General features: G+C 50.1%; 13 protein-coding genes. 11 read left to right on the top strand and 2 right to left on the bottom strand.

Annotation, left to right across the window (positions count from 1 at the left end; genetic code table 11):
• The first annotated feature begins 3 nt into the window (after positions 1 to 3).
• The 5 genes from brxD to E0L35_RS22985 all read left to right on the top strand — a co-directional run bounded on the left by brxD (position 4) and on the right by E0L35_RS22985 (position 7,428).
• Entirely contained in the window at positions 4 to 1,323 is a 1,320-nt protein-coding gene (gene brxD / locus E0L35_RS23005) for a BREX system ATP-binding protein BrxD (protein ID WP_138801528.1), read from the top strand.
• Positions 1,320 to 3,428: a DEAD/DEAH box helicase gene (locus E0L35_RS23000; protein ID WP_138801527.1), complete on the top strand. Its 2,109-nt coding sequence runs from the start codon at positions 1,320 to 1,322 to the stop codon at positions 3,426 to 3,428. Before brxD ends, E0L35_RS23000 begins: the two co-directional genes overlap by 4 nt.
• Before the next feature lie 238 nt (positions 3,429 to 3,666).
• Positions 3,667 to 4,767, top strand: a complete 1,101-nt coding sequence (locus E0L35_RS22995) for an AAA family ATPase (RefSeq protein WP_138801526.1) — start codon at positions 3,667 to 3,669, stop codon at positions 4,765 to 4,767.
• Entirely contained in the window at positions 4,764 to 5,357 is a 594-nt protein-coding gene (locus tag E0L35_RS22990; RefSeq protein ID WP_171051221.1) for a DUF4276 family protein, read from the top strand. Before E0L35_RS22995 ends, E0L35_RS22990 begins: the two co-directional genes overlap by 4 nt.
• Positions 5,358 to 5,478: 121 nt before the next feature.
• On the top strand, positions 5,479 to 7,428 hold the full coding sequence (locus tag E0L35_RS22985; RefSeq protein ID WP_138801524.1) for a pentapeptide repeat-containing protein: 1,950 nt from the start codon (positions 5,479 to 5,481) through the stop codon (positions 7,426 to 7,428).
• Between the two features lie 323 nt (positions 7,429 to 7,751).
• On the opposite strand, the gene E0L35_RS22980 is transcribed toward E0L35_RS22985, so the two are convergent.
• Both E0L35_RS22980 and E0L35_RS22975 read right to left on the bottom strand, forming a co-directional pair.
• The gene (locus tag E0L35_RS22980) at positions 7,752 to 8,945 is read right to left on the bottom strand and encodes an integrase arm-type DNA-binding domain-containing protein (protein WP_138801523.1); all 1,194 of its coding nucleotides are present in this window, start codon (positions 8,943 to 8,945) and stop codon (positions 7,752 to 7,754) included.
• Between the two features lie 333 nt (positions 8,946 to 9,278).
• Positions 9,279 to 9,773 carry a tyrosine-type recombinase/integrase gene (locus E0L35_RS22975; RefSeq protein WP_236557300.1) on the bottom strand — a complete coding sequence of 165 codons (495 nt, stop codon included), beginning with the start codon at positions 9,771 to 9,773 and terminating at the stop codon, positions 9,279 to 9,281.
• Positions 9,774 to 9,844: 71 nt separating this feature from the next.
• On the opposite strand from E0L35_RS22975, the gene E0L35_RS26745 reads away from it, so the two are divergent.
• The 6 genes from E0L35_RS26745 to E0L35_RS26740 all read left to right on the top strand — a co-directional run.
• Positions 9,845 to 10,048, top strand: coding sequence for a hypothetical protein (locus tag E0L35_RS26745; protein WP_236557299.1), 204 nt, complete (start codon positions 9,845 to 9,847; stop codon positions 10,046 to 10,048).
• Between the two features lie 341 nt (positions 10,049 to 10,389).
• Positions 10,390 to 11,340, top strand: a complete 951-nt coding sequence (locus tag E0L35_RS22965; protein ID WP_138801522.1) for a DUF2971 domain-containing protein — start codon at positions 10,390 to 10,392, stop codon at positions 11,338 to 11,340.
• A 572-nt stretch (positions 11,341 to 11,912) separates the two neighbouring features.
• Positions 11,913 to 12,125, top strand: a complete 213-nt coding sequence (locus E0L35_RS22955) for a hypothetical protein (RefSeq protein WP_138801520.1) — start codon at positions 11,913 to 11,915, stop codon at positions 12,123 to 12,125.
• Complete coding sequence (gene tnpB, locus E0L35_RS22950) at positions 12,122 to 12,478, top strand: IS66 family insertion sequence element accessory protein TnpB (RefSeq protein ID WP_138801519.1); 357 nt, start codon at positions 12,122 to 12,124, stop codon at positions 12,476 to 12,478. The genes E0L35_RS22955 and tnpB overlap by 4 nt, the downstream gene beginning before the upstream one ends.
• 44 nt (positions 12,479 to 12,522) lie before the next feature.
• On the top strand, positions 12,523 to 13,266 hold the full coding sequence (locus E0L35_RS22945; RefSeq protein WP_236561339.1) for an IS66 family transposase zinc-finger binding domain-containing protein: 744 nt from the start codon (positions 12,523 to 12,525) through the stop codon (positions 13,264 to 13,266).
• Positions 13,233 to 13,310: hypothetical protein (locus tag E0L35_RS26740; protein ID WP_249362180.1), on the top strand; the 78-nt coding region annotated here is incomplete at its 3' end. The genes E0L35_RS22945 and E0L35_RS26740, both read left to right, overlap by 34 nt.

The following is a 13,310-nucleotide window of genomic DNA, read 5'->3' as shown; positions in this document are numbered from 1 at the left end:
GTTGTGAGTATCAGCCGCCAGCGCAGTCAGGACATTATCGATGCTTTACGTCGAGGTACAGTGCCGCAATATGGCCTGGATGTCCTGGCGGTAGGATTAAGTCACCTTGATCAGGCGTTTGACGATGAACTAAATAAAGTTGCTCGTGGCAGCGCCGTCTTCAAGTCAATTCGTGGTGAATATGGAAGTGGTAAAACTTTCGTCAGCCGCTGGTTGCGGGAGCGCGCCCACAGTCTTGGCTTTGCGTGTGCTGAGGTACAGATCTCTGAGACAGAGACGCCGCTACATCGTTTGGAAACTGTATATCGGCGGCTAATGGAGCGGCTGACCACGGCGGATTCACCCACTGGAGCATTCCGCAGCATCATAGAGTCCTGGTTCTATACTCTTGAAGAGGACGTGTTGTCCCAGCAGTCGATTGATCCTAATGACGTGGAAGCGCTGGTTGAGGCCACTGACCGGCTTATGGAACAGCGGCTGGGGGAGGTCGTTCGCTCCGCCCCTGCCTTCTGCCTAACCCTGCGTGCCTACCGAAAGGCCCTACTTGAGGGAGAGGAGGAGATTGCCGATGGGCTACTTGCTTGGATGGCAGGTCAACCCAACATCGCGGCTGCGGTCAAACGTTATGCACGGATCAAGGGGGATATCGACCATTTCGGTGCCCTAAGTTTCCTGCAGGGAATCCTTACCATCCTCAAAGATTCTGGACATCCCGGGTTGCTACTGGTGTTGGATGAGGTCGAGACGCTGCAGCGGATGAGAGGAGATGTGCGTGACAAGAGCCTCAATGCACTCCGCCAACTGATGGATGAGATCGACAGTGGGCGCTTTCCCGGGCTCTACTTGGTAATGACAGGTACTACAGCGTTCTTCGAGGGCCCCATGGGAGTGCAGCGCCTGCCGCCTCTTGCTCAGCGGCTGGCGGTAGACTTTACGACTAATGCCCGCTTCGACAACCCCCGTGCCGTACAGATACGACTGAAGGGGTTCGACACTGAATTACTCCAGGAAGTGGGCTGCAAGGTTCGCGACCTTTATGCTGCAAACAGTGAAGTACCTGAGCGTATTCACAGCCGTGCAGACGACGATTACATAGCCAGCTTAGCAGCGGCGGTAACCGGTGATTTGGGAGGGAAGATTGGTATCGCACCAAGGATCTTCCTGAAGAAGCTGGTTGGGGAGGTGCTGGATCGCATAGACCAGTTCGAGGATTTCAATCCACGCCAGCATTACGCTCTGACGATTTCCGATACAGAGCTGTCGTCTGTCGAGCGTGCTGCCCGAGGCGCGGAATCAACGGATGATATTGAGCTGGATCTATGAGTGCCTTCGAGCTTCTGCATCCTGCTCTACAACACCATATCGTCAATAGCCTAGGGTGGCCGCGTCTACGTCCTCTACAGGAAGCTACTATCGAACCGGTGTTGCGAGGTGAGCATGCCATCCTATTGGCTCCTACGGCAGGCGGTAAGACCGAAGCGGCATGCTTTCCGGTTCTTTCAAGGATGTTGACTGAAAATTGGGACGGTATCAGCGTCCTTTACCTTTGTCCTATCAAGGCTCTACTCAACAATCTGCTGCCACGCCTTGAGTACTTCGCTGGCTTGCTTGGTCGCAATGTGGCGCTCTGGCATGGAGATATTAGTGCCTCGCGCAAGGCGAAGATCATCGCTGCTCCTCCCGATATCCTGCTAACTACGCCGGAGTCACTTGAGGCTATATTAGTATCTTCGCGAATCGACCACAGTTGGATGCTTGGACGGGTACGCAGCGTCATTGTGGACGAGGTACATGCCTTTGCAGGTGATGACCGCGGTTGGCATTTACTTTCACTCGTTGAACGTATCCAGTGTCTGGCTGGCCATGAGGTTCAACGGCTTGGGCTTTCTGCGACTGTTGGTAATCCTGTGGCACTATGTGATTGGTTGGCAGGAAGCTGCAAGGCTAATCGTAGCGTTATCAATCCACCTGCAGAGAGCTCAGCTTCTTCAGATGTTCAACTGGACTGGGTAGGCTCGCTAAAGAATGCTGCCATCGTCGTATCACGCTTGCATAGAGGTGAGAAGAGACTGGTGTTCGTAGATAGCCGCTCTAGAGTAGAACTGCTGGCTATGGAATTACGTGGACTGAATGTTAGCACCTTCGTCTCTCACAGTAGTCTGAGCTTAGAGGAGCGCAAAGCCGCTGAGACGGCATTTGCCGAGGGAAGTGACTGTGTCATCGTAGCAACAAGTACTTTGGAACTAGGTATCGATGTAGGCGATTTAGACAGAGTAATTCAGGTCGATGCTCCTTTTAGCGTCAGCTCCTTTCTACAGCGCATTGGCCGCACTGGGCGTAGAGCTGAAGCGATTCGTAACTGCCTGTTCCTGGCCACTACCGAAGACGCCTTCCTAAGAAGCATGGGATTACTTTCCCTTTGGCGTTCAGGTTTCGTGGAGCCCGTTGAACCTCCAGCTTTGCCTCTGCACATATATGCCCAGCAGATTATGGCGCTTTGCTTACAGGAGCGGGGCATCATTGAGGTGGATATTGAACACTGGATTGGCAAGATGTCTGGTTTCCAGCAGATTGATCCTCAACAGCGGAAAGCAGTCCTCAACTATATGTTGGAGACAGGTATTCTGCACAGTGACAGCGGCTTAATGGGTATTGGAAAGCGTGGGGAGCGAACTTTCGGCTTCCGGCATTTTATGGAGCTGGTTTCGGTTTTTACGACACCACCTATGGTGAAGGTTTTTCATGGAAAGCAGGAACTGGGCGAGGTACACGAACTGACTTTTGCCGTGGGTGAGTCAGGTAGTCCGGTTCTGCTGACCCTCGGGGGTAGGAGCTGGTCTACTACTTATGTTGACTGGCCGAGGCGTCGGGCCTTTGTAGAGCCTACAGAGCTTAGGGGGCGCTCGCAGTGGCTTGGATCTGGCCTTCCTATGCACTTCGCCCTCTGCCAGGGGATTGAATGCGAGTTACTTTCTACAGAGATTCCCAATGGGTATTCTAAGCGGGCCGAGACAATGCTTGAACAGCTCCGAGAAGAGTTTGGCTGGCTGGAGTCTGAACAGACCACGGTTCTGATCGACAGCGACCGAAATGCAACTTGGTGGACATTTTCTGGCGCTATCTTCAACGCTGCAATGGCCGATGCACTGGGTGACCTGGCCGAAAAAGTTAGCTTTGATAACCTAGCAATATCGCTCAGTAAGGTATTGGACACTTCTAGGTTACATCATCGTATCCGACAGTTGTTGAATGCCGAAGGCACCAGGAGATTGCAAGTGCCGCTGGATGCCAAATTTATCCAAGAGCTGAAATTTTCTGAGTGCATGCCATCAGCAATAGCAGACACAATGTGTCGACTTCGATACACGTTTGATCGGCAAAGAGCTGCTATAGGCATTCGAACTATAAGAAATATTCACCTGTCCTGAGCTTGCATTTATCCGTGATTTTTTAAAGAAAGAAGCAATCTCGCAACTGGTTAATAAAATAACAACCAGGCAGTTTGAGCTGATTATCTTAAATCTGTTGGCTGGTCGGCAGCCGGAAAATCATTTCTAGCGTATGATAAAACTATGATTTAAAGGGAGCTGAGCGTATCTGTCCCGCTCAGATCGAAGCTTACTGTTGGGTATGGCTACACATCAAATTGGCTGGAGGGCACAGTGAATGGCTCAGGTTGGCTACCTCACGTACCTAGAAATAAATGGTTTTCGCTCTATCGAGTCAACCTCGTTAGAGCTTAAACCGCTGAATGTGCTGATTGGCCCCAATGGAGCTGGGAAGTCGAACTTCATCAATTTTTTCCGCTTCATGAACAAGCTGCTGCAAAAAGACCTACAGCTATATGTGGCGGAGCAGGGTGGTGCAGATGCACTGCTGCACTTTGGCCGCAAACAAACTTCAGCGCTTTCGACGTATTTACGTTTTGACCCCAACAGCTATGGCGCAACCTTAATTCCCTCGCAGGATGGACGCTTGGTTTTTAAGGAAGAGTTTTGTGAGTTCTTCGCCGATAGCATTGGCTTTTCAGGTGGTGACAAAAAAAAAGAGCTAGCAAAACCAGGCGCTGACGAGTCAGCATTGCCATCACCAAGAGGTACGATAGAAGGAAAGGTCGCTAAGCATATAGCCGACTGGAAGGTTTATCACTTCCATGACACTAGCAGCAGTGCGCCTATGAAGCAGGCAGGTGAATTGCTTGATAGTGATCGTCTGCGTGAACAGGGTGATAACCTTGCGGCCTTTTTGTATGACGTACAGAATCATAACCCAGAAATCTACAAGCGAATCGTGGCTACGATTCAGCGAGTCGCGCCTTTTTTTCACGATTTCATCCTTGTGCCTGAGCGGCACAATGACAGCAGGATCCGGCTACGATGGAAACACAAAGGCAGTGATGCTTACTTTGACGCTCATGCGCTTTCCGATGGAACTCTGCGTTTTATCTGCATGGCCACATTGCTGCTACAGCCGACTCTGCCTTCTTTGATATTGCTGGATGAACCTGAGTTGGGCCTGCATCCCTATGCCATACAGCTACTAGGCTCGATGCTCCGGTTGGTTAGCCAATCCACTCAGATCATCATATCTACTCAATCCGTCTCGTTGGCCAATGAGTTCAGCGCTGCCGATGTCGTCGTTGTTGAGCACCGAGAAAATCGCTCTACTTTTAAGCGGCTAGATACGGTCTCCTTAGAAGCATGGCTGGAGGACTATCGCTTGGGTGACTTATGGGAGAAAAATCTGCTGGGAGGGACCCCCGCGTGATTCGACTAGGCATTAGCGTTGAGGGAGCGACTGAGCGAGAGTTTGTAACACGTGTTTTGGCACCGGTATTAGCCCAAAATCAAGTGTTTGCTAGCCCTATTGATATGCGCGGACGTGTGTCACTTGAGCGCATCGATAAAGAGCTCAGCAAGTTGATGGCTATGTTTGATCATGTAACAACGTTTTATGACTTTTATGGTTTTCATAAACGCCCGCCGGGTGACGTTTACGCTCTAGAGGATGCTATCAATGGCCTTGTGCCCGAGGATAAACGTCACCGATTTACCCCCTATGTTCAGCAGTACGAATTTGAAGCACTCGTTCTTGCAGCGCCCGACTATGCTGAAGAAGTCATTGGCGTCGATGGGCTCAGCGCTAAGCTCCGTAGCATAGTTGGTCAAAGCGGCGGTGCTGAGCTAGTCAACGATGGATACGAAACCTGCCCATCTCGGCGTATAAAAGCTATTGCTCCACATTATGATAAAAAATTCCATGGGCCAGTGGCTTTAGAAGGTGCCTTAGATGAAGCAAGAGCTGGCTGCCCTAGATTTGATGCTTGGTTGACATGTATTGCTCAGCTCAAAAAATGAAATATATCTAAATTAAATTACCATATGAGCTACCTCCTGCTCTTCATTCATCTAAAAGCTACTGCACCCCCCAGTAATTTTTGATCTACACTTCTCTGCACAGATCGTCACGGAAGCCCTAATGACAGAGCGAGAACAACAAAAAATCGCCCGCATTAACGAGCTCTCTGTGTTGGCCCGCAACACTTGTTTGGCGCTACTCGCATACCTGGGCTATGTTGGCATCACCCTGCTAGCTGTCCAAGACGCTGATTTTTTCGTTCCAGCCCGTCAAACCGAGCTGCCGCTGGTGGGCATTGCTATACCTACTTTTTCCTTCTTCGTGTTTGCCCCACCATTGGGTGCGGCCCTCTACATTTATCAGCATATCCATCTAATTAAGCTTTTCGACACACTCGCCGTCGCTCCAGCGAGAATCGACGGCGAAGCTCTCGGCGACCGTATCCATCCCTGGCTTGTTAATAATCTCTTTCTGACGATTCGTGCCGGTGGCTCCGCCAGCGACCGACCGCTGAACATTCTCTCAAATTTTTCTAGCCTTTTGCTTGTTTGGATTACACCACCAATGGTGTTGGCTGGCTTTTGGTGGCGTTCTATGTCCGCGCATGATGAGCGGCTAACGCTCTTTCTTGCCCTTAGCCTGCTTATAGCTAGCTACGCTGGCCTTTCCAGTTGGTGGGCCGCCCGCAGCGCAGCCCACCGCACTTACCGCCGCCCCTGGCCAAACCCGTGGCGCGTAGGCGTTCGCCTTTGGGCAGGATTAGTAGCTGTAGTCTTCATTATTGCCTTTAGCTGGCTGCGCACTGAGGGAGGTTTTACTTACTATATAAATCGAACTATTGACTTTATTGAGCATAAATTTGAGATAAGTTTTTTTTACAGTAACTTGGATTCCAGTGGTGATTGGCAATCACCTCAGTTCATTCAGGAGAAATGGGTTGGGACCTCGAAACTCGATACATTTATGCTTGCCCAGGCTGATCTCTTCGGGGTTGAATTGGTAGTGTTGCCCGAATCTTGGCGATCACGTGAGACCACCAGGGATTTCTTTCGAGAAGATTGGTGCAGGCGAGAAGGACTAAGTATGGCGGTTTGTGGACATTTTCCTTCGGTAGACCGCACTCCTTCGGTCACGCTTCAGGCAGAGCGAGAAAGTTGGTGCGGGAATTTCCTCGACGTCCCTGTTGACGTCTGTTTGGCAAGTTTCGACGTTCTTAACGAGCGTTTTGAAAAGGAATGGACTGATGAACGCTCCGCAATGCTTGCTAGCTTGCCTAATCTTGACCTGATTGGTCGGGACCTGCGGGACGCTTATGCTCCAGAGGCTTCACTTGTAAATGCGAGTCTCGAATTGGCGCGATTGCAGGGCGCGATACTTATTTCTGCTAAATTAGAAGGGGCCGATCTCTCTCACGCACAGTTAAATAATGCAGATTTGAGCTTCGCACGATTGGAAGGTGCCACCTTTTGGTCTGCGAGGATGGAGGGGGTTACTCTCCATAATGCATGGATGGAAGGGGCGAACTTCACGTTGGCGAGATTGAATGGTGGAGACCTTTCCTTGTCGCTGCTTGAGAATGCGAACTTCTTTCGTTCGAAGCTAAATTGGGTAAACCTCATGGGAGCGCATTTGGAGGGGGCGAACCTCCAAAGCTCGCAGCTGGAAGGAGCAAATCTTACGTTAGCAAAGTTGGAGGGGGGCGATTTCGATAGTGCAAAATTGAAGTGGACGATTTTGCGAGATGCAGATCTTCGTGGCGTCAAAAACCTTACGCAGGCTCAGCTTGATGGAGGAGTTGGCAACGCTAATACACTCCTACCAGACTTACCAGCCCCAGATACCGGCGAGCCGTATTACATCTGGAGCTGCTCGGAGGAAGAGCCTCCCAGCTTAGAGCCACTTGTTCATACAGTCCGAGGAACGATTTTTTTAGGGACTAGCTTAAGTAGTACTATGCTTACCATTGGCGAAGAGTTGCATTGTGGCGATAGACTTCGGGAGAGTACAGGTACACCAATGGCTCAGGTCGCCCCTTATCCTGAAGGTCATCCACTGGAGGGCAGTGACTAAATATATAAAGGTCCGTTGGAGTTAATACTGATCAGCTGCGAAGAATGACATCCGGTACCAAGGGAAATAATTCAAAATATTCCATTCAATGCCTAGCACATATCTTTTCTTGGTAAGCGTATTATGTAGGGCAGCGAGGTGTTTTCCTTGATTAGAGAAAAGAGGTGTTCGAATATAAAGGCGTTCCCCCTTGTGCGACAAAACCTCTGGCTAGTTATCGCTGAAGAAGTAATAGATGAGGAGATAACCGTTTGCCCAATTATATATTCATTACCAAAGCCTATTTTACAGTTGGAATATTAGGATCAATTGTGCCGATTAGTTTATGTAAGTAGGTAAGCTGCCCATTCCTGCATCATTGCTCTGCGTTTTTCGAATAGGTCACCACGCCGATAGGCGGCTTCCACCTTATTTTCGATGGCATGCGCTAAGGCCATTTCAGCAACATCACGCGGATAGCTGGTGACCTCGCCAGTCCAGTCGCGAAAACTTGAGCGAAAACCATGTGGAACATAGTTGCCTTTTTCGCCGCTTGGGCCATAACCAAGACCGCGCATAAATTGCAGAAGTGACATATTGGATAGTGGTCGTCCAGCTTTCATGCCTGGGAAAATATGGTTATTGCCTTTCACTCTAGGGAGGCTCAGCAATAGACTCATTGCCTGCTCAGATAAGGGCACACGGTGCTCTCGGTTCGTCTTCATCCGTTCGGCTGGAATTTGCCACGTAGCTTTTCCAATGTCGATCTCATGCCATTCAGCGTTGAGCACCTCTGAGGTACGTGTGGCAGTCAGTATCAAAAATAGTAGCGCTTTTGATGACATGCTGTTGTAGAGCTGAACCGAGCTTATAAATGTCGCTACCTGGTCATAAGGCATAGCAGGGTGGTGATTCACCTTTTGAACTCGTGACGGCTTGGCTAGGAGTTTGTCGAGATGGCCACGCCAGCGGGCAGGGTTAACCGGATCGCGATACTCATGCGCCGCTGCAAAGTCCAATATGTTTTCGATGCGCCCCTGTACCCGCTTTGCTGTCTCGTTTTTAACTGCCCAAATCGGCGTTAATATTTTTAAGATATCTTGGGTGGTGACATCTTCAATCGGCTGATTGCCAATCACCGGCCGCACATAGGTTTTAAGAGTGCTTACCCATTGACGCGCATGTTTAGCATTCCGCCAGCTGTGGCGGTGCGATTGGATATAACGTGCCGCGCAGTGGGTAAACGTTACAGGCGCGGCTTCTTTTTCACTCTTCTGTTCTCGAGCAGCCAGCGGGTCGATGCCTTGCTTGACATGTTTTCGGTTTTCGGCGGCTGATTCGCGTGCCTCTGATAGCGAAGCCTCAGCGTAACTACCAAGACCCATGTCACGTAGCTTGCCATTCCATCGGAAGCGGTATATCCAGCTAGCCCCACCACCTTTGCCGATTTTTAGATACAACCCGTCACCATCGTTGGTGAGCCCTGGTTTTGATTCCCGAACAAGCTTTTGAACGCCTTTAGCAGTGAGTTTACCCATGGTCGCCTATCCATCCCTATTTAGATTTGTAGCGTACCATATTCCAGCCCATACTCCAGCCCATACTAAAGATCGGTTTTAGGTAGTGCTTGCATGGATGTGTTTGGACGGATTTCAGGTTAATTTGTATATTAATCATTTGTTTATTGCATTGTATTGGGTGGCGTTAGACCTTGAGTATGCGGACTGTCCCTCCGCCACTATTTGAAGGGAATCAGCTACTTAGCTGGTTCCCTTTTCTCGTTTCTAGGCACGAAAAAAGGTGAAAGTATAACGAGGGGAACACCTACCGTTATACTGCTTCAGCCAGACCAGTGCACAATAGACTAATGTCTAATCTTCTAAGAACTCTCCGGCTCCCAGCGTGCTTACCGTCAACACTCGCTTAGCACGTAGATAAACCTCAGTCGTTCGCCGGTCGCTGTGCTGCAAATTGGTCATGGCGTCATAGCCTTGGTCATCTGCATCGGTTGCGTGCTTTGCGCGTAGGTCATGCTCGGTAAACCGTTCGATGTGGCCCTCATGCATCGCCTTACGCATCCCGTACTGCCAACGGCTGTGAAACTTATCCTTGTTGTAAGGCAGGCCGTCCCGCTTGCAGAACAGCGTTGAGCCTTGCTTGCCACGGCCTAGGTTGTCGGCCTTTATCTCCTGCACTAAACGCCTCAGCTCATCATCCCAGGGGATCACAGCTTGTTTGCCTGCTTTGCTGCTGCGTAAAACGATGCCGTACGGGGTGAGCTGAATAAGGTGAAAAGCGTATGGGATCAAGTCGTTGATGAAAGAAAACGCAACGGTAGGGGGAAGTGATGCGATATATCTCAGCACAACAGATGATCTTTGAGGCGTATCACGAGCAGCGGGGCAGTGTCATGGCATATGCGCAGGAGATAGCGCGGATGGGCACGCAGGTCCAGGCAACTCAGCGCAACAACAATGACTGGCGAATTGTGAATGGGCTGGAAGCGGGCGCGGTTATTAGTGCCGTTGAGAACCAGCCAGCGCACTTGGCAGCGTTGGCCCGTTATTGCTTTGGGCCGTTTACCAAGGTTGAGTGGGCGGGAGACCGTCGAGATAGCGCTGTACCAGCAAATGATTCATAACGGTGTGAAGCTACCAGGGCAGGGCAAGGGCAAGCCAACTGCCCAGCAGCTTGAGACCCTTCGCTACCTATGTATGGCTGCACTTTACCATCATAGTGAGGTGACATGGCCGTACTCACGCCCTGGACTACACTCGCCAAAAATAGTTAAGAAATGGTTTAATGAATACTTGGGTGCTGAGATTAAGGTAAGGTTCTGGACAAGAGATGATCGAGTTACTTGGGGAGATGTTTGGGAAGATATATTGTCAATTTTAGATCATTGGGAATGGCTAGCACTAGCGCCATTATCTGCTATTTTAAATAAAGTTGCATAAAACGTTTAAAGATTGGGGGTAAGGCGTGGTTAATGTTGATTGGAGGGAGGAAGTATTAAAAAGCACTGGAGTTTTTGAGGACGGATGCATATCATTCTATAATTTAGCATCTTTAGTAGTTGCAAATCGTCCTGAATGCATCTATCGCTACAGGTCGGGGCATAAAGGTGATTTGATTGCATTGCAAGAAGGATATGAACACTTATCATATCCAAATGATTATAATGATCCTTTTGATGCGCGGATTTTTTTTGATAAAGATGCTGCAATAATTCCCGGTTTAAATGATTATTTAAATAAGAACATGAACTCCGGCTTCAGAGAGGCGTTGAAAGTTTTAGCTGGAAAAGATAAATTGGATGTGCACGGCGAAAGAGCAGATAAGCAGCTTTTTAGTAGGGCAAAAAGTCAGAAACCTTTTGAAAAATATTTTGACCACATCTCAAAGCAATGTGAGGCTGTGTCTTTAAGGTTAGAAGAGATATTGGAGAATAGTTTAAGGGGGGCTGCTCTGATTTGCTCTTTTGCAACGAATAAAAGGAACTACCTGATGTGGGCGCATTATGCTAAATCACATCAAGGCTTTTGTCTTGAATATGAGTTCCCATATTCATCAATTGATAATGGTCTTTTTCTACCTGTTTCGTATAGGCAAGGCCCAGTTGATGTGACTCATCTGGTGAGAAAATCATGGACAGATAGTAGTCAAGTTTTATTTTCGGCAGCAATGGGCAGTGCTCTAGTTAAAGGGGATGCCTGGGAATATGAGGGTGAGTGGCGCTACGTGAGTTTTGGGAAAAGAGACAGTAGAAAGTTAAACGGTCTTAAGCTCAATAGAGTTCTCGTTGGTTGCAATGCTAGTGATCAGCTCAAAAATGAAGTTTTAAAAAAATGTTATGAAAGAGGAGTCGAAGTAGTTCAGATGAAGCGATCTTCAAATTCTTTTGACGTCGTTGAAGGTGAACGATTGCTGTAATTCTTGAATGCTGCATCAATTCGTACTACTATATTACCACTATCCAATTTTTTGCCCTGGCTTTGAGCAGGGGCGTCTTGCTATGAGTGTGCTGGTTAATTTTCATTAAGTGCTCTACGCTGATAATTCCTCTAAGAGGATTCTCACGCCATAAAACAAAGGAGCATTTATGCCAACTACCGGCGAGAAACCAGGCAAAGGCACTTACACCTGCAAGAGCTGCGGCGAAAGAGTCACGTTAGACGATCACTCGGATACGTTGCCGCCTTGCCCCCGATGCCACAACACTGAATTTAGCTAAAAGCAGTATTCACCTTATAGGCCCTGCCAGACTCTGGCGGGGCCTTTTACTTTCTACTGTCGTGAGACAGCAGGTGTCCCTATGCCCCGTATACTCCCCAAGCCGCAGACGGTAAGAACGTCTGCGCGTTTCTCGATGTGCTGGCGTTTGCCGAGATCGGCAAGCCTATGCTTAAAGACCCACGCACCGATGTAAGCGCGCCATAAAACCCATCTACCCAGGTTAACATTGGCTGATCACACTGGGGGTCTCTTTTGCTTTGGAGATCATCATGAGCCGCGAACTCAATTCCACTCAAGCGTTTTGGTTAGGCCACCTGTCTTATGCTGCCGCGTTACAGATGCCGTTAAGTGCGTATGCCAAAGCGCAAGCCGTGACGTTAGCCGACCTGATGGCGTGGGAAAAACGGTTACTCGTTCAGGGGTTTCCCGTGCCACCGCGTTGTCGTCCCGCCCGGTTTGTCGCGGTGGAGGTTGTTGCATGATTCGTCCAGGCACTGATCTAAAGGTATACCTGTGCCGAGAGCCCGTGGATATGCGTAAGCAAATCGATGGCTTGGCGCTGCTGGTACAGGAAGCCATGGCCTTGAACCCGTTTGATCAAGCGCTGTTCGTGTTCGGTAATCGTCAGCGAGATAAAGTGAAGCTGCTGTTCTGGGAACGTAACGGCTTTGTGGTGTGGTACAAGCGCTTGGAACGTGAGCGATTTAAATGGCCAATGCACCTGAAGGGTGAGACCGTGATGTTAACTGGTCAAGAGCTTAACTGGCTGCTGGATGGCGTTGACTTAAAAGCGATGAAGCCTCACAAAGCGTTGGATTTTCAGCGCGTTGGTTAGCTTTTGGACTACAGTTTGGTCAGCGTTTTGGTAAAATGGAGAGCATGAAAAACGCTGCCGCTCCCTCAAATGCCGTCTCTCAACTACAACGCCAAGTTCAGGCGCAGCAGGAAGAGATCGCGCAGCTTCACCGCTTGATGGTGAAAAAGGAGGCGCAGTGGGAGGCCACCAAGCAATCACTGTTTGAACAGTTCCGGCTTGCCCTGGAGCGTCAGTTCGGCCCCTCCACCGAGAAGTATCGTGTCGACCAGCGGGATCTTCTGATCAATGAAGCGGAAGTGGCGGTGGACGAGGAAGGCAGCGATGCATCGGAGAGCATCACCACCGCTGATGACGCGACGATCGACACCGCGACGCCTGCTAAGCGTCGCGCGCGCGGCGGGCGTGTTGCACTACCGCCAGAACTTCCGCGCGTTGAGGTCATCCATGAACTGCCCGACGATGTGCGGCACTGCCACGATGACGGCACCCCGCTAAAGGTCATCGGTGAAGAGGTCAGCGAAGAGCTGCATGTGGTGCCTGCCCGGATCGAGGTGATCCGTCATGTGCGACGTAAATATGCCTGCCCACTGTGCGAAGAGGGCGTCAAGGTCGCCCCAGCGCTGGCCAAGCTGTTGCCCAAGAGCAATGCCAGCGCCACGCTGCTGGCCTATGTCGCCACCGCCAAGTACCAAGATGCCTTGCCACTGTATCGGCAGAGCCAGATTTTGCCCGCCATGGCGCGGCGATTCCCCGCAACACCTTGGCCCGCTGGATGGTGCAAGCAGGCGAGCGTGTCGCTCCGCTGATCGATACATTACGCAGACACCTGCTCAGCGCCCCCTTGGTTCAC

This window comes from Halomonas sp. ATBC28 (assembly GCF_005937175.1).
Lineage (GTDB): Bacteria > Pseudomonadota > Gammaproteobacteria > Pseudomonadales > Halomonadaceae > Vreelandella > Vreelandella titanicae.
The sequence above is the reverse complement of the archived record's forward strand: the minus strand, read 5'-3'. Positions and strand labels throughout refer to the sequence as shown.